15 protein-coding genes are annotated in these 17,643 nt (G+C 39.3%); all 15 read right to left on the bottom strand.

The genetic code is table 11. The features are described from left to right. Positions 1 to 16 precede the first annotated feature (16 nt). The 15 genes from ACTWQL_RS12105 to ACTWQL_RS12035 all read right to left on the bottom strand — a co-directional run bounded on the left by ACTWQL_RS12105 (position 17) and on the right by ACTWQL_RS12035 (position 17,632). Positions 17 to 472, bottom strand: a complete 456-nt coding sequence (locus ACTWQL_RS12105) for an SRPBCC family protein (protein WP_443142701.1) — start codon at positions 470 to 472, stop codon at positions 17 to 19. After that, on the bottom strand, positions 469 to 2,904 hold the full coding sequence (locus ACTWQL_RS12100; protein ID WP_443142700.1) for a xanthine dehydrogenase family protein molybdopterin-binding subunit: 2,436 nt from the start codon (positions 2,902 to 2,904) through the stop codon (positions 469 to 471). The genes ACTWQL_RS12105 and ACTWQL_RS12100 overlap by 4 nt, the downstream gene beginning before the upstream one ends. Beyond that, positions 2,905 to 3,480: a nucleotidyltransferase family protein gene (locus ACTWQL_RS12095; RefSeq protein WP_443142699.1), complete on the bottom strand. Its 576-nt coding sequence runs from the start codon at positions 3,478 to 3,480 to the stop codon at positions 2,905 to 2,907. A 23-nt stretch (positions 3,481 to 3,503) separates the two neighbouring features. Beyond that, a complete protein-coding gene (locus tag ACTWQL_RS12090; protein WP_443142698.1) occupies positions 3,504 to 4,640 on the bottom strand; it encodes an XdhC family protein in 1,137 nt (378 codons plus the stop codon). A 15-nt stretch (positions 4,641 to 4,655) separates the two neighbouring features. After that, positions 4,656 to 5,426 carry a response regulator transcription factor gene (locus tag ACTWQL_RS12085; protein ID WP_443142697.1) on the bottom strand — a complete coding sequence of 257 codons (771 nt, stop codon included), beginning with the start codon at positions 5,424 to 5,426 and terminating at the stop codon, positions 4,656 to 4,658. Positions 5,427 to 6,026: 600 nt separating this feature from the next. After that, positions 6,027 to 7,499: an aldehyde dehydrogenase family protein gene (locus ACTWQL_RS12080; RefSeq protein WP_443142696.1), complete on the bottom strand. Its 1,473-nt coding sequence runs from the start codon at positions 7,497 to 7,499 to the stop codon at positions 6,027 to 6,029. A 20-nt stretch (positions 7,500 to 7,519) separates the two neighbouring features. Beyond that, positions 7,520 to 8,653: an NAD(P)-dependent alcohol dehydrogenase gene (locus ACTWQL_RS12075; RefSeq protein WP_443142695.1), complete on the bottom strand. Its 1,134-nt coding sequence runs from the start codon at positions 8,651 to 8,653 to the stop codon at positions 7,520 to 7,522. 270 nt (positions 8,654 to 8,923) lie between these two features. Further along, positions 8,924 to 9,337 (bottom strand): acyl-CoA thioesterase, encoded by a 414-nt coding sequence (locus ACTWQL_RS12070; RefSeq protein WP_443142694.1) that lies wholly within the window; start codon positions 9,335 to 9,337, stop codon positions 8,924 to 8,926. 159 nt (positions 9,338 to 9,496) lie between these two features. Then, positions 9,497 to 10,342 carry an alpha/beta fold hydrolase gene (locus tag ACTWQL_RS12065; protein ID WP_443142693.1) on the bottom strand — a complete coding sequence of 282 codons (846 nt, stop codon included), beginning with the start codon at positions 10,340 to 10,342 and terminating at the stop codon, positions 9,497 to 9,499. A gap of 156 nt (positions 10,343 to 10,498) precedes the next feature. Further along, positions 10,499 to 12,379, bottom strand: a complete 1,881-nt coding sequence (locus ACTWQL_RS12060; RefSeq protein WP_443142692.1) for a TRAP transporter permease — start codon at positions 12,377 to 12,379, stop codon at positions 10,499 to 10,501. A 1-nt stretch (position 12,380) separates the two neighbouring features. Continuing rightward, positions 12,381 to 13,457: a TAXI family TRAP transporter solute-binding subunit gene (locus tag ACTWQL_RS12055; protein WP_443142691.1), complete on the bottom strand. Its 1,077-nt coding sequence runs from the start codon at positions 13,455 to 13,457 to the stop codon at positions 12,381 to 12,383. 88 nt (positions 13,458 to 13,545) lie between these two features. Next, positions 13,546 to 14,103, bottom strand: a complete 558-nt coding sequence (locus tag ACTWQL_RS12050; protein ID WP_443142690.1) for a UbiX family flavin prenyltransferase — start codon at positions 14,101 to 14,103, stop codon at positions 13,546 to 13,548. A gap of 34 nt (positions 14,104 to 14,137) precedes the next feature. Then, positions 14,138 to 15,523: a UbiD family decarboxylase gene (locus tag ACTWQL_RS12045; RefSeq protein WP_443142689.1), complete on the bottom strand. Its 1,386-nt coding sequence runs from the start codon at positions 15,521 to 15,523 to the stop codon at positions 14,138 to 14,140. A 96-nt stretch (positions 15,524 to 15,619) separates the two neighbouring features. Further along, positions 15,620 to 16,447 carry a R2-like ligand-binding oxidase gene (locus ACTWQL_RS12040; RefSeq protein WP_443142688.1) on the bottom strand — a complete coding sequence of 276 codons (828 nt, stop codon included), beginning with the start codon at positions 16,445 to 16,447 and terminating at the stop codon, positions 15,620 to 15,622. A gap of 24 nt (positions 16,448 to 16,471) precedes the next feature. Next, positions 16,472 to 17,632 (bottom strand): iron-containing alcohol dehydrogenase family protein, encoded by a 1,161-nt coding sequence (locus ACTWQL_RS12035; protein WP_443142687.1) that lies wholly within the window; start codon positions 17,630 to 17,632, stop codon positions 16,472 to 16,474. Positions 17,633 to 17,643 lie beyond the last annotated feature (11 nt).

Raw genomic sequence — 17,643 nt, 5'->3', positions numbered from 1 at the left:
CCACTCCCCCTTCCAATCAAGTATTTTGTTCGATTCTCGTGAGCTCTTTTTTAAATTTTTTAAAGAAATCCTGAATAATTAGCTTTGCTACTCCACCTAGCATTCTTTGCCCTACCATAGCAACTTTTCCCCCTACTTCTGCTTCATAGGTGTAATTTAATGTAGTGGTAGTTTCATCTACTGCTATTAAATCGATATTTCCGACAGCCTCTACATTTCCAGGTCCACCTTCTCCTTTTACAATCAGTTTATAGTGACTCGGTTTTTCCATATCTGTGAGTTCAATAATTGAAGAATACTTGCCTTTTACAGCGGCGATCCCCATAGACAACTCAGCTTCATATTTATTGTCATCGATTTGATCCAGCTTTTCACAACCCATAATGCACCTTTGCAGGACATCAGGATCCAGAAGAACTTCCCACGACCTTTCAATTCCTGCATCTAATGTCAAATATCCTTTTCCGTTCATTTTGCCTTCACCTCTTTGTGTTTTTTATATAATTCTGCTTGTGACAGAAGACTCCAAATTTTGTTTGGACTTAGCGGCAACGTATCAATTTCAATGTTATATGGAGATAGAGCATCACTGACCGCGTTTGCAACCGCAACGGGTGCGCTCATTGTATTTCCTTCTCCCAGGCCTTTTGCGCCTAGTGGTGTTAAAGGGGATGGTGTTTCAATATGCTTGATGGTTACATTTGGGATTTCCGGAGCTGTTGGACATAAATAATCCATAAATGAACCGGTTAAAAACTGACCATTGCTGTCGTATACCAACTCCTCATATAACGCACCACCTAACCCATGAGCTAGACCTCCAAAAATCTGTCCATCAACAATTTTAGGGTTTAATAATTTTCCAGCATCATGGATCGTTACGTAATCCAGGATTTTGACTTCTGCAGTTTCACGATCAATTTCAACGGTTACGAGATCAGATACAAATCCGTAAGTAATCGATGAATTGATCATGTCATTTTCATCAGGCGGCTCTGCTATTTTGGCTGTATAATAATAGGTTTCATAAATTCCTGGTTCCATTCCGTCTGGAAGTGATAAAGGATTCCAGTGGGCAGTCCCTACAGCTCTTTTTAACGAATATTTTTTGTCTGGGTCATTTTTCAAATAAATGTTTCCATCTTTCAAATCCAGTTCATTATCAATAACTCCTAATTGATGGGCCGCAATTTTTAAAAGTTTAGCCTTCACTTTATGGGCTGCATAATATACAGCACTGGACCCCAAAGAGGCAAAGCGGCTTGAATAACTTCCCGAAGCAATAGACCAGGCACTAGTGGATGTGTCCAATTCTGCAACTACATTGATCTTATCCATTGGGATCCCAAGTACATCTGAGATAATTTGTGCGGCTACTGTTTCATGCCCTTGACCGGATGGAGTCGTACTTATCCGTACATTCACACTCCCAGTCGGATCCATTGAAATGGTAGCGGCTTCGGCACATCCTGATTTAGGCAAGGAATTGGCTCTTTCTTCCGGGGTCAAGGCAACGGTTATATAGCCCATGTTAGAGCCTGATGGTTCAACGATATTCGCAAGTCCGACACCGAAGATTTTACCGCTTTTCCGTGCCTCCTCTTGTTTCTTCCTGAATGCTTGATAGTGTCCCGTTTCAAGCGCCAAATCGAATCCTCTCACATAGTCGCCGCTGTCATATATTCCGCCAGATGCAGTTGTATAAGGAAACTGGTCTTTCTTAATTAAATTTTCCCTGATGACATCAGCCGGATCCATCTTCAACTCCCTGGCCACTCGTTGCATAATCCTTTCTAATGGAAAGTAAAGTTCCTGACCGCCATAGCCTCTGATCAGTCCAGTCGGCAACTTATTTGTCATGATTGCATAGGCATCGATATGAAGATTCGGGATATCATAAGCACCCGTTGAGTTTGCATGGGTTCGGTACAAGCAGGCAGGTTCAGGTGCACGAATGTAAGCCCCAACATTATCAATCATCTTCATTCTTAACCCAGTCACTTTTCCATTGTTCTTAACCGCTGCCTCTATATACGTGACACGATCCGTTCCGCTTGAGCTTGCTGATAAATGCTCTTGACGATCCTCGACCCATTTAACCGGGTAACCTGCTATCCGGCTCGAAACCGCTAACAAAACCATATAAGGAAAAATTCCAGCTTTAATGCCATAGCTTCCACCGATATCCTTAGGAACAATGATTCTTAACTTATTTCCTGGAACCTTAAGGGCTTGGGCCATAATGGCTTGAATGACGAATGGGCCATGGAAATTTGCGTTGATTGTATATTTGTCCTCACTATCTTCATAGTTTGCAAGTAAACCATACGTTTCAACTGGTGTTGCAGAATACTTTGGAAAGGTGTATTTATGTTTGACGATCCGATCAGCTTCCTTAAATGCTTTGTCCACTTCCCCATAGTCAAATGTACGGTGATTGGCTATATTAGAACCGACATTTTCATGTAGAATCGGTGCATCAGGTTCGAGTGATTTTTCAATATCTACTATTGGCGCATAAGGTTCATATTTCACCTTGATTTTTTCTAAAGCATCTTCTGCGATGTAGCGATCTTTCGCCAGGATGACCGCTACCGGCTCCCCTACATACCTCACCTTCTCAACAGCAATGGGATAATATTTTACAGGCGCACTCACCCCAACACTAAAAGGGTTTAGATACTTTTTTACTTGTTCTCCTGTGATAATAGCTTTTACACCAGGCTCTTTCTCTGCTTCCGTTATATCGATTGAGACGATCTTTGCGTGGGGATACGTACTTCTTAGTATGGCAGCATGAACTGTATTTGTCGGTATTCCGATGTCATCAATGTATTTCCCTTGTCCGGTTAAAAGGCGTGCATCTTCTACTCTTGTGATTGGCTTTCCAACTATAGTACTCACTTATGAAACCTCCTCATCAAGCAGCTTTTCATAATCATTTCTTGTATCAATATCAGAAGGATTTCTTTTCCTCATTTCTACCAACCGAACATGTTGATGATATTTTTTTAAAACTGCCCGTCCACCCTCATCACCTTGAACGTTGTATAAATCACCGAACAAATGTCTTTTAAATAAAACGGGATGCCCCTTCTTTCCTAAATAAGAAGATTGATAAATGGGGGCTAAACGTTCTTTCTTAAACCGGTGTACTATCCTATCAATTTCCTTATTGGTTATTAAAGGCTGATCACCAAGCATGAATAACACAGCCTCAACTTTCAAAGGTAGAAATAATAATCCGGATTTAACAGAGGTAGACAGACCATCATCTGTCCTACTATTTAAAATAACTTTATTGACACCATTTACACTCGCTTCATCTACTAAACCATCGACAGCAGGGTTTACGACAACAACAACACCGTCAAGCGCTGAACAGAGTGCATGATCGATTACATGCCGTATGATTGTTTTTCCCTGAAAAGGCAGGAGCATTTTAGGGCTTCCCATCCTTTTTGACATTCCAGCCGCCAAGATTATCCCCCAAACTTCTTTTTTTAAGTCTGAAATATTAACTCCTCCTCTCGATCTTTCTTCCTATCAATTTGATAAGGACCCTTCATTACTTTTAATGAGACTCCATTACCTCCTCGATAAACGTCTACCATCTCAGATAAAATACTGAAAGAAATCTCCTCGGGCGATTTTGCACCTATATCCAAACCAATAGGATTATAAAAATTGACGAGGGTTTTTTCAGTAATCTCTAAATCCCGATTAATCTCTTCAAATAACTGATACGTACGTTTTCTAGGACCAAGAATGCCAACATAAGCTGTATCTGATCCTAAGACCTCTTTTAATATCATTTGGTCTTGCTCAAAATGATGAGACATGATGATTATAAATGTATTTTCCGTCAAGGAAAGGGTTGGCATAGATCCCTTTGGACTGTAAATTAACTGGTCGGCATTTGGAAAATGTTCTTCATTTACAAACGAAGGTCTATGATCCACAACACTGACATGCCAGTTTAATAGTTTAATACCATTTACGAGTGGAACTGCATCTGGACCAGCGCCAAATACGATAACCTTCGGAACGGGCTGACAAAACTCATAAAACACTTCGGCCTTTTTCCCGCATATTTCTACTATGGTAAGTCCAGACATTTCCTTTTCTTTACGTTTTTTATAACCTATTCTGATTTGTTCAAATGGAATGCCCTTTTCTAAAGGCAGCTCGTCGCATACAATCCACTTGTTACCGACAAGCGAAGCGTCTTCCGAACCTACAATCGTGACAATACAACTTGATTTTGTTGAGGCTATTGTAACTATTTCTTCCTTTTTAAAGGCATCTACAGGAGAATTTATTGGATCGATAACTTCCAAAAAAATCTCAATAGAGCCATTGCATCCAAGTCCAAGGCCCCACAAGTCATCTCCTTGATCCCTAAAATCATAAAATACACGTTTGGAAAATCCGGATTCTAAAACTTCTTTACAATGTTCTTTCAGATCTCCTTCTACGCAACCACCACTCACCAAACCAGTTAATACACCATCTTCTGAGAGAAAGCATTTGGCTCCAGCTTTTTGATAGGTAGATCCTTCGGTACTGATGATCGTACCCAGTACACCTTTTAACCCATTTTGTCTACAACGTGTGATTTCATTATAAATAGGAAGCATTCTAGAACCTCCCTCTTAATTTTTTTGTAATTGCGTCTCCCAATGAAATTGTTCCCGGTATTCACTTGGAGTAATTCCGATCAGCCTCTTGAAGGTTGTTGCGAAATATCCAGCTGTAGCGAAACCGACGTTATTTGCAATCACTTCAATTGGAAGGGATGACATCCTTAACATACTTTTAGCTTTTTGAACACGGACATCCGCTAGATATTCCACTACTGTCTTGCCCGTCTCCTCTTTAAAAAGACGGCTAAAATAAGAAGGACTTAAATATACTTGATCAGAAATACCTTTCAAAGTGAGTGATTCATTATAATGCTCTTGAATAATGTAGATCGCACTCTCAATCGGATTACTCAGATCTGAAACAAGATTCGTGTTACGTTTTTTCATAATACTATTTACATGTTTACTTAACTCTGGTGTTAATACTCTTTCAAATGTTTCTATTACTTCCGTTTTGGTAAGCGCTTTCAGTAAATACGCAGAAAAACCAGCATTGATTGCTTCTTGGACGAGATGAAACATTTTCAGATGAGTAACGATAATGACTGGTAGATCAGGATACATTTGCAGTGCTGTTCTGCCAAATTGCATCCCATCCATATCAGGAAGTGATAAATCAGTTATCAAACACCCCGGTTTACTCTGTTTTAATAGCAACATAGCTCTCTTAGCTGTACTTGATTCATAAATAGATAGAAAACTATATTTGCTATCCTTAATGATCGATCCTAATTCTTGGCGACTTTGTTTATCGTTATCAACAATAAGAACCTCAGACAAAGTTATTTCCTCCCTATACATAGGTTACTGATAATGTCTTAACTAGTGTTTTAAAATATTGCTTTACTATTTTGAGTTTTTTGTTATGTTTAGAAAGTTCTGATAAATGTGTGATGTAATTCGTGTTTTTCATTTTAAACGAAATTCTTTTGATAAAGACCAGGTAATAATCACCATTTCAACTCTTGAACGCCTATTTTGGAAAAAGAAAAGGATAGAGATAAGCTCCTCCCAGAATTGCTTATATATCCTTTTCCTTTGAAGTTCCTATACTTTTGGCCGTCATTGACGAAAATTCCCCATAATATGCCCAGGTTCCACAAATTTTTGTCTCTTCGATGTCTCCCGAGACGGATTTTTGTCCAAAATAATGCCAAGATGATTTCAGGATCGCACTAAAAATATTAATAAAAATGCTAGGTTGATGGTCCTGCATGACCCAATTGCTAATTGTAAATAGATTTCTTACTAAGTTTCTCATTTTTACAAAATAGTAGCTACGTAAAAAACCTCTGCGTCTAATAGCAGAGGTTTTTTGAGGTCTCTTAAAAATTCATTATGTTGTATTTGAACCAAACATCCCACACGCTATTCCTTACCTTATGAAAATGGATATTGTCTAGATTCCTTTTGAACGGATATCCATTTTACAGTTGTAAACTCTTCGAATGCCCATTCGCCGCAATATCTGCCTATACCTGAGCTTTTCTCTCCACCAAATGGAACATTGGACTCGACATTGATTGTTTGATCATTGACATGAATCATACCTGTCTTTATCTGTTTGGCGACATTGATGCCTCTTTCAAGCGAACCTGAAAATACTGCGCCACTTAAACCAAATGGAGTATCATTAGCCACTTTAATAGCTTCTTCTTCATTATCGACTGGAATAATACAAGCTACAGGAGCAAACACTTCATCTTGGGCTATTGTCATATCATTTGTTACATCTACAAGAACAAACGGCTCCATAAGATTACCGTCGACATTTCCTTTTTTAATCAATTTTGCGCCTTGGTCGACACTTTTGTCGATGATACTCAATGCTCGATCCACCTGTTTTCGATTGATCATAGGTCCAATGATCGTATCACTTTCACGTGGATCCCCAACTTTAACATTTGCAGCCTGGTTTAAAAATTTCTCAATAAACGATTCATAAAGCTTACGATCGACAATAATACGATTAATTGCAATACAAATTTGGCCAGAATGCATGAATTTACCAAACGTTGCTGCAGAAACAGCTTCGTCAATATTTGCATCATCTAAAACAATGAAAGCATTGTTTCCTCCCAGTTCCAAGGCAGGCCTTTTAACATGCTTGACTGCAAGTGAGCCTACATGTCTTCCAGCAGCAGTCGAACCTGTAAATGAAATGACACTTGGCACTGGATGTTCTACAAAAGAGTCGCCTATTTCTTTAAGATCCGCCACAGTGACGTTTATGACGCCTTTTGGAAGCCCCGCTTCTTCAAAGATTTTGGCAATGATTAGGCCACCACTAATAGGGGTTTGCTGATCAGGTTTCAAAACAATGCTATTTCCAGTAGCAATAGCAGGAGCAACAACACGCATTGTCAAATATAAAGGCCAATTCCAAGGGGTGATGGCGCCAACAACTCCTGCAGGTTCATAGTAAACTCTGTTTTCTTTTCCCGGAATGGCGGATGGACGAATCGATCCCCCCATCATTGACGGAAAAGTAGCAGCCAGTTTTATATCGCTGATGCTGCAGTCAACTTCAACGCTTGCTTTTAAATGTGAACTTCCGGTTTCTTCTATAAGAAGTTGGACCAGTTCTTCTTTCTTATCTTGCATAATTTGAGCAGCTTTTTCAAGAATGCTGATTTTTTCGAAAGGAGCAACTTTTGCCCACCGTTTTTGCGCCGCTTCAGCTGCCAAATATGCCTCATCGATATCATTTTTACTAGCAAACTTCAATTCTGTCAGGATTTCATCATTATAAGGATTGGTTACTGTACAAGTTTTTTCACTAGACCCTTCTCTCCAGCTACCATTAACCAGGTTATTGCTCCATTCAAAGTATTTATGCGTTTTTACAGTCATTTTCAGTTCCTCCCTCAAATTTATCCTATTTTTAGAACTGGTTTAATTGTCGCACCTGCTTCCGAATCTGTACTGGCTTGATTGATTTCTTCCAAACTATAAAATTTAATCAATTTATCAAACGGGAATTTCCCTTTCTTATATAGTTCAATTAATTTCGGGATGAACAGCTGAGGAACAGCCGATCCAAGTAAAACGCCCACCACCGATCTTTCAAATAAAATGGTATTTACATCTAAATGAACTTCAGTCCCTACCGGTGGAGCACCAATGACTACGGCTTGTCCTAATGTAGCTAGGCAATCGACGGCTTGACGTAAAACCTGAGGATTGCTAGTGGTTTCAATCGAATAATTCACACCGCCTCCTGTTATTTTCTGGATTTCTTCAACCGAATTTGTATCTTTTGGATTAATGGTGTGGGTGGCACCAAGTTCCTTTGCTAATTCCAAGCGACTTTCGTTCAAGTCTATTGCAATTATAGTTGTACAGTTTGCCACCTTTGCTCCCATGACAGCACTTAAACCCACCGCTCCGCATCCAAAAATAACGATGCTTGATCCAGCTTGAGGCTTCAATTTATTGAGGACAGCTCCACTCCCTGTTTGAATTCCGCAACCTAATGGTCCCAATAAATCAAGTGGAACATCCTTTGGAACTTTGACAACATTTCTTTCAGAGGCGATGGAATAAGTGGCAAAGCTTGATTGACCAAAGAAATTATGAACGTCCCTTCCATCTTGGTGTAACCTGCAAGATCCATCCTTCATCGTACCTGTAAAGTTCAGCTCAAAAAACTGATTACATGCATAAGGATCGCCACTACGACAATTTGGACAATCTCCACAAGAACTATATGACATAACCACATGATCACCTGGTTTAACGCTGCTGACTCCCTCTCCTACCTTTTCAACAACACCTGAACCCTCATGACCCAATACAGCAGGTAAAGGAACAGGATAATATTGATCTCGGACAATCAAATCAGTATGACAAATCCCTGTAGCCTGAACACGAACGAGCACCTCTCCACCCTTCGGATCATCTATCATAATGTCCTCGATTTTGAATGGCTCTCCTTTACCATGAGTAACAGCTGCTTTAGTGCTTAACATACAATCATCACTCCCTTGTTTTGCAAGCGTTTTCATAAACGATACTAACAGATTCAGTATTCTAGAGTTTTAAAATATTGCTTTCTTACTTATAAAATTACTGTAATGTGATTTTATAAGTAAGAAAGCTACATATGTTTATGCAAGCTTTTTGGTGATCTTATAAACATTCAATATACCAGTTATGAATGTCTACTATTAGATCGTAAATACAATAAGGGAAAGGATATTATTGTTGATATAATTAGTAAACTTCGTTGCTTTGTAAGTGTCATTTCCTTGTAATAAAAAATTCGGGCAATCACTCTATTGAATCTGTTCATATATTCTGTTCAAAACAACTTTTAACTTTTCAGGGATTGCGCAACTTTCCTTTTTGTTATTATCAATTACAACTCTAGTTGTCATTGCTTCAACAATAAGATGATTATATTGGTTATATATCTTTTGCGATAGCGTGAAACTGGATCTACCGACCCTTTCTAGTTCTGTGTTTATGGTTAAGATATCCCCTTCAAGTGCTTCTCTTTTAAAGTTGATATTTATATTAACAGTAACCAAATTGATCCCTAATAGATCGAGTTTTTGCTTGTCTATCTCACTAGTTTTACTCCATTCCTGTCTCGCCCATTCTAAATATTCTAGAAACTTTGCATTATTTACATGTCCATTACCATCAATTTCTGTAGAGCGAACAACAATTTCAAAATTTTTGGCCATATTAGCTTCCCCCAGGTTCCTTACTTAAATGATTAATATATTCTCCTCATTAAGTAAAGGTGTTATAATCTTTGTTTTTAGTCTGAAGTTTGGTCCTATAGTAGTTTAGAATAGTTATGGGAATACCTTGTCTGGAGACAATAAAGAAATGCATACTTTTTACAAGTCAAAAGAAAGAGAAGAATAGCGTCGTGACTTATTTTGCATGACACTTAGAAATTCATTTAATAAACGGTTAAACTCTTTAGGCTGATCTACATTAGCAAGGTGACGCGCCTGTGGAATCACCACTAATTTTGAGTTTGGGATATTTTTTGTAATTACTTTTGAATAAGAAATTGGAGTCTTTTGATCATCCTCTCCAATCAATACAAGTGTTGGAATATTCAATTCCTTTAGCCCTCCCTCCAGATCTACCGTAAAACAGGCCTCCGCAGATTCTTGGTAAGCTGTTACATCCATTTGTTCGATACTCTCTCGTAAAGGATTACGCATAACTTGAGCAGTAAACGAGTGTGATAGGGTTAGGTCTAAATAATGGTTTGCATATTCATCCATTCCAAGCTCTTTGGTAATTCCTCCAGTTAACCTGATCTTCTCTGATACTGACTCTTTCTCAATCTTTGCAAAAGTGTCCGCCAATATAAGACCTCTTACTCTTTCAGGAAATTGCTGGGCAAAGGAAAGCGCCTGAACTCCCCCCATTGAAAGACCGCATATAACCACCTTTTGTATTCCTAAGAAATCTATTAATTGTAATATGTCATCTGTCCAGAGATTTAAACTAATTCCCCTATTCCAGGTTGAATTTCCATGTCCCCGTGCTACAGGGGCAATCGCTACCCACTCCATCCCTTCCAAATCGTCCAATTGGTATTTCCAAAACCGATGATCGGCACCTAAACTATGAAGGAATAAAATCACATCATTACTTCCAGTGTTCAGTAGATCTTCGTTTTGGATATGATAGAAAAGGCTTTCTCCATTGTTTTTTAAAAAAGGCATAAATCATCCTCCAATTTTTAATTTAGGACCAATTATTCTAAAATTCGAATATAAAAATACCCCTGCCTGCTATGTTAATAGGCAGGGGTATCTCTAGGTGCATTTTATCTGACTATTCGTTAACGACACGATAAAGTTGATTCTTACTATTTTGATTTACAACCCTACCCTCTGATGGGGAATGGTGTCCAAACTTAACTTTGCACGTTGTTTTTGCAATAATAGTAGAACAGCAAACATCCCTAGGCCAATCAAGCTTGTAATCAATTCTGGAATGATTAATAGAATTGCTGTAATAATCAGGAATATCCTTTCAAAAATACTAGTATTAGTAAATACATAACCGATAACTCCAGCTGAAAGTGCAAAAATCCCTATTATAGAAATTATAGTAACTAGAACGATATTTGATAGCGAACCGATCAGCAGCATCGCGGGATTGATAACAAAGGCAAACGGAATTAAAAACGAGGATGAAGCAATTAATATCGATGTCCATCCCGTAGTTGATAGGTCTGAGCCGGCAATCCCAGCAGCACTGTAAGAAGCTAGCGCAACTGGTGGTGTAATCACTGATAATACGGAAAAATATAAGACATACATGTGGGCAGCGAGTGGTTCAATCCCGAGTTGTACAAGTGCTGGAGCCATTAAAATTGCACCCATGATATATGCTGAAGTTGTTGGCATCCCCATTCCGAGAATGATACACCCAATGGCTACTAAAATAAGTGCACCAATTAAATTACCAAAGGAAAGGTTAATGATTAGACCAGTGAACTTTAGTCCTAATCCCGAATAAGAAATAACCCCGATAATTATCCCTGCTATCGCACATGGAATCGCCACTTGCAATGATTGCTTTGCACCCGTTTCCAAAGCTTGAAGAATGTCTTTAAGCTTCATCCTTGTTACCTTCCGCAAAAAGCTTAGCAAAATAGTCGCTACAATAGCCCGAAACGCCGCAGTCAAAAGGGAATAACCAGATAAAACATAAAACACAAGAATTCCTAAAGGTATTAAAAGGTGAATCCTTTGCTTAACGGCTTGTTTTACATCAGGAAGAGCTCCTTCATTTATCCCTTCGATTCCATCCTGTGAAGCCTTTAAATGGACCATAAAAAATGCAGCTATATAAAAAAGGATTGATGGAATAATAGCAGCCAGAATGATTGTAGCATATGGCATTCCTAACATTTCTGCCATGACAAATGCCGCAGCCCCCATTATCGGTGGCATTAACTGCCCTCCAGTAGATGCAACAGCTTCTACTGCCGCAGAGAACCTTGAGGAATAACCAATCTTTTTCATCAGTGGAATTGTAAATATTCCAGTACCTACTACGTTCGCTACAGCACTACCACTAATACTTCCCATTAAGCCGCTGGAGACAATTGCAGCCTTTGCGGGCCCCCCTTTATATTTACCGGTAAGACGGAAAGCAAGGTCGTTAAATAATTTACCCCCTCCCGACACCTCAAGGAAGGCACCGAACAAAATAAAATAGAACACATAATCTGCGGACACACCTACAGGTATACCGAAAATTCCCTGAGGTGAGAGCACTTGTAGGTCCACAAGATGTTCAAGTGAAAGCCCGCGGTTTGCTAAAATCCCTTTAAGGTGATCTGCAAAAAGACCATAAACTAAAAATATACTAGCTAGAATTGTCATAGCACGCCCGACTGTCCTTCTAGATGCTTCCAACACAAGAATTATCAGGGCCAATCCGAATACTAAATCTGCTTCTGTAATTTTATCAACAAACCAAATTCGGGTACTTAATCGGTCGGCATGAAAAAAAAGATATCCTGCGATTGTTAAAGATAATATTGCAAAAAAGTAATCCAAGGATCGAAGCAAAATTTTACTTCCATCTTTGGTAATCCGAAAAATCATGAAAGTAAGAGCTAGGGCAAATCCAATGTGAATCGCCCTTTGAACCAGAGCTGGATACGCTCCAAAAGCAGCTGTATAAACATGAAACAGTGACCATGCGATACCAATGATTGGGGCTGGTTGCAAAAAAATTTTCATTTTACTTCAGCCAACTCTTTTCCTTATAATACTTTTTGGCACCAGGATGCAAAGGAATTCCCAATCTCTCAGGTTTCCAGGCTTCTTCTGGTTTAAAGGCTTCCAACGCTTTATGACCTGCTGCTAAATCATCCTTATTTTCAGCAAGTATTTTTGTAATTTGATAAGCTGTCTCATCTGGAAAATCGTCTGAAACTATAAGCGTGGTTGGAAAACCGATCGTCTTGACAGGCTTGTCTTGTCCCTTAAATACCCCAGCCTCTAACATCGCAGCCTCATTACCATAGGCTTTCAATTTTTCAATAACGTTATCTTCAAGAGAAACGAATGTTACTGGTGTTGTTAAAGCGATTTCCGTAAATGCCGGATGTCCCTTGGTCATGACTTGAATAAACATATCAGCTTGTCCGTCCTTTAATGCTGTTTGCACGACATCGAAAGTAGTATGAGTGACAGAGCCTCCATTAGTTTTTATGTAATCGTAACTTAAACCATTCGCCTCTAATATCTGTCGGGCTGCAAATTCCCCCTGGCTCCCCACATTAACAGTCATGAGTTTCACGGGGACTTTCTTTTCTTTAAGATCCTTAATTGATTTCAAACCATATTTCTCAGCAAATTCATTTCTCCATACAATCCCAACATAGTATTGATCAAAACCTCCTGCTAACGCCCGTAAATTTGTAAATTTTTTATCATACGCTACATTGCCGTCGTAACCCCATTTATTATTTACACTAAAGGTTAGTCCCAATCCAGCTTGTTTATTTGCAACTAATTTAATATTACCAATTCCACCTGAGTAAGGTAGTACATCAATAACCGATCCAGCTGGGAGATGCTTACGCAAAAGTTCAGCCATTGTTGCTCCGTATACATACCATGAACTACCCTGTGAGAGGGTTGCAATTTTTAATTGCACAGGAGATCCTTCTATGTTGGATTTTTCTTTGGCCTCTGCAGTAGGGTTTGATTTTTTACTGCTATCAACCTGATTATTTGGCAGGGCTGAACAACCTCCCAATAGTAACAAAGCAGCGAAGAGAATCAACATTTCAATCTTAATTTTCCTAAACATTTTCAACCTCCTGTTTCACCAAATTTATCCAACACTTGAAAACTTTTATTACTATTTGAAGATGGATCATATTTCTTTTTATATGTTGCTACATTCCACTCCATCTTTGAAATAACTTAGCCTCAATTCCAAACTGGTCCAAAGCTTTTTGCACACTTTGGTTAACAATCTCATTAATTGTTGTTGGAAGGTGGTAAAAGGAAGGAACAGGAGGGAGTATAACACCACCCATCTGGGTAATCATTGTCATATGATTAAGATGGCCGAGGTGTAGTGGAGTCTCCCGCACCATGAGCACCAGTTTCCTTCGTTCTTTTATGTTTACATCTGCCGCTCTGGTAATTAGCTCATTGTTATAACTATTTGCAATTCCGGAAAGAGTCTTAATCGAACAAGGTGCAATCACCATACCGTCCACTTTAAATGATCCACTTGATATTGCAGCTCCCAAATTCGTATTGTCATATACTTCTGTTGCCAATTCGATTACTTCATTTATGCTATACTCTGTCTCATACTCGATCGTCTTTGTTGCTGTCTCGCTTAGAACAAGGTGGCTTTCTACATTTACACTTCTTAATGCCTCAAGCAATCGGACACCATAAATAGCACCGCTCGCACCAGAAATCCCTACTACGATTTTCATATATTTCCCCCATTCAAAGATGATGAAGCCAAGTTCATTTTTCAACGTGTTCCTTTTTTAACCCGGAAGAGATCGAACTGATATATTCCTCGATGTTCATGTCCTCACCTGGTATTTGGATACGTTTAAATCGCATTGGCTCGCTGTTTAAAGGAACTGTACAGTCGAATCCCATTTTTGAACCAATCCCATCATTTGTAGATGGGTCTAGCTTCGATCCTTGAGCACTGTGAACCAAGACAAGATCTCGCTCCGCTTGAAAACGTGTTGCGATAGCCCATTCCACCTCTTCCATATTAAAAATGTCTACCTCTTCATCTACTACAACCACGTGTTTAATGTCGAAGCTATTTGCAAATGCCGCTAAAATGGCATTCTTTGCTTCGCCTTCGTTCCGTTTTTTAATAGAAATAATGGCATGATACCTACATGTTCCACCTGGACTCATATGCACAGCCTTTACGGAAGGAACCGTTTGACGAACACTTTGAAGCAAGCTTGCTTCCCGAGGTATCCCCCCAAGTAAAAGATGTTCGTAACCAGCTGGGACAATCGTATAAAAGATCGGATTGTCCCGATGGGTTATTCCCGTTATTTTGACAACTTCCTTATCACTACGTGGTCCGTAATATTTAGGGAACTCCCCAAACGGCCCTTCAGGTTCTCTTACATTAGGGAGGATTTGACCTTCTAATACAATTTCTGAGTAGGCTGGAACATCGATATCAACTGTTTCACATTTCACTACTTCAAGCGGTTTTCCGTGTAGTGAACTTGCAATTTCCAATTCGTCCACCCCAAAAGGCGTACTGGCTTGTGATGCAAGAAGTGTAGCAGGGTCAACCCCTATCACAATTGCACATTCCAATGGTCTACCTGCTTCCTCTGCTTGTTTATATAAATAAGAAGTGTGACGAGGAAGAATTAATGCTCCCAATCTATCTTTCCCTGAGATTTGAAGTCTATGAATCGATACATTTTGTTTTCGTGTAACCGGATCTCTGACAATGAATAATCCTGCCGTAATATAATTACCAGAATCGTCCTCATGGTGAACAGGTATAGGTAACTTATTCATTAGATCTATATTTTCTAGAATAATATTTTCTTTTACTGGGGCATCTTTAGGTTCAACAAGCCTGCATACAGTAGGTGCTGATACTGCTTCTGTGAATTTAGGAATAAGGTTAAACTGATCTGTTTCTAAAGCTTCCGCAAAGTCTTCACGTGTTGAACATATACCAGATACAACAGGAACTTCATAATCTTCTACATTAGTAAAATATGTGGCCATTTTTCCGTCCAATTTTTTCGCAATGCCTGCTACTTCAAATTCTAAACTGACTTTTTTATCGATTGCAGCTAAACGCCCCCTTGTTTGCAGGTGTGTTAGCCATGACCGAAACGTCTTTGATCTCATTTAGTGATTCCTCCCTTATTCCTTGAAAACAGCAATTCGTGTATAGGAGTGCAACATAGATGAATGCCTTATCATAAATTTTATTACATCCATAAATTAAACGGTTTGAACACCTAATATATCTTTTAGTCGTCTGTCGAATAATTTGGTCAATCGTTCCCTTCCACGGACTTCCGGTGGGGTAGGTATCTCTCGTCCGTCTATGACTATAGGTTGATCATATCGAATCAGAATAAGAGGTAAGTACTCCTCATAGAGAGCACGTATTCTTTCTGCGTGATTTGGATTTTGTGCCAAAAGTTTTAACATTCGCAGGCCGAAACCAACATGACGTCCCTCATCCTCCTTAATTCTCGCGAATCCCTCAGCAAGTCCCGGAAACAACCCTTTATTTCCGAAAACATCTTTAAACACGTCATAACCTGTCATTGCCTGAACACCCTCAATAATCCCCTGATAATGGGTTAATCCTTCAACAAGAGCTTCTTCTCTTTCCTCGGGGCCGGCTTCTAAGGCTGCTAACATTTTTTTAGAGCGTTCATCAAGCTCTTGTTGCACTAAGTTTTTCACACCATGTGTACGCTCACGGCCAAGAACTTCTTTGAAATAACGCATAAAAAACTCTGTATGCTTAAATTCTTCCACTAATTGCGTACTGAGAAATGCTTGTTGTTCAGTCGATGAACCCAGCATAATCCATGGGCAAAATTTTAAGGCAACATTTTCTTCTGCATCCAGGAACCCTGTACAAAAATGAATAAGGTAGCCCTTTAAATCGTCATCAAGTGAAGCAAAATCCTCCTTGTCCTGAGTCAAGTCAATTTCCTCAGGGTCCCAGGTTCCAAATCGTATTGCCTTTCGATACAAATTCCATGCTACTTGATCTGTACTTTTTTCTAAGTTATAAATTAGATCTTCACTCATAAATGATACCTCCAATATTTTTCTTTAATACACTCTATTTAACAGCTCTAACACTTCAACCTCACTCGGTTGGCGAGGATTAAATTTCATCATTCCACTTTTGAAAGAGTCTCTTGCAATGTCAGGAAGTTTAGTTTCGGAAACGTTTACATCTCTAAGACGGGTTGGAAGACCAATATCCTTTACCAACTCTGTGACTGCCAATGCTGCTTTCTGTTCTAATGGCTCCTCATTTACCCCTAACAATTCAGAAATCGTTGCTGCCTTATCTGGGCAAACAATAGAATTAAATTCAATAACATGTGGAAGAAGTAAACCGATCGCTATCCCATGAGGAACATGACAATGACCAGAAAGTGCACTTCCAATGGCATGAGCTAGACCTAGGAAACCATTGTTAAATGCCATTCCGGCAAGTAGGCTCCCATGTGACATGCCAATCCTTGCTTCCTCGTCATTCCCTTCATGAACGGCACGTTTTAAGTGATTACCAACTATTGCAATTGCTTCTTTGGCCAGTGCGTCTGATGATGGACAGGAACGGACAGAAAAAAATGTTTCAATCCCATGTGCCAATGCATCAATACCAGAACCAGCCGTCATTTTTTGCGGTAACCCCATTGTTAACTTTGGATCTACAATCGCAATTGTCGGAGCCATATGTTGACTTGTAACTGTAACCTTAACATTGTTATTCCAATCAGAATAAACACCGAAAATAGTTACTTCACTTCCTGTACCAGAAGTGGTTGGTATCGTCACTAAAGGAATTTCGGATGCTTTATCAATTCGATTGACACCTGCATAATCCCCAATACTTCCACCGTTAGTTGCAACCACACGGATGCCTTTAGCAGTATCAATTGCACTGCCACCGCCAACCGCCAGAATACAATCATAATAATTGGAACTAAACAATTCCGTACCTTTATCAATCGTTTCTATACTTGGGTCTGGTTCAACGTCCAAATAAAAATCATAATGGATATTTGAATCTTGTAATGATTGAGTCAATGGCGTCAAAAGTCCCGTAGCTTGTACTCCACTGTCACTCACGAAAAATACGTTTTGAACTCCTAATTGGAGAAGACGTTTTCCAATGTGAGAAGTTTTTCCATACCCAAACTCGATCAAAGTTGGCAGATGAAATGAAAATTCAAAGTCATTCGTTTTGACTGTTTCCATGACCACCCTCC

The sequence above is a fragment of the Pseudalkalibacillus sp. R45 genome, from assembly GCF_052246725.1.
Lineage (GTDB): Bacteria > Bacillota > Bacilli > Bacillales > Fictibacillaceae > Pseudalkalibacillus.
This window is presented reverse-complemented; position numbering and strand designations above follow the sequence as displayed.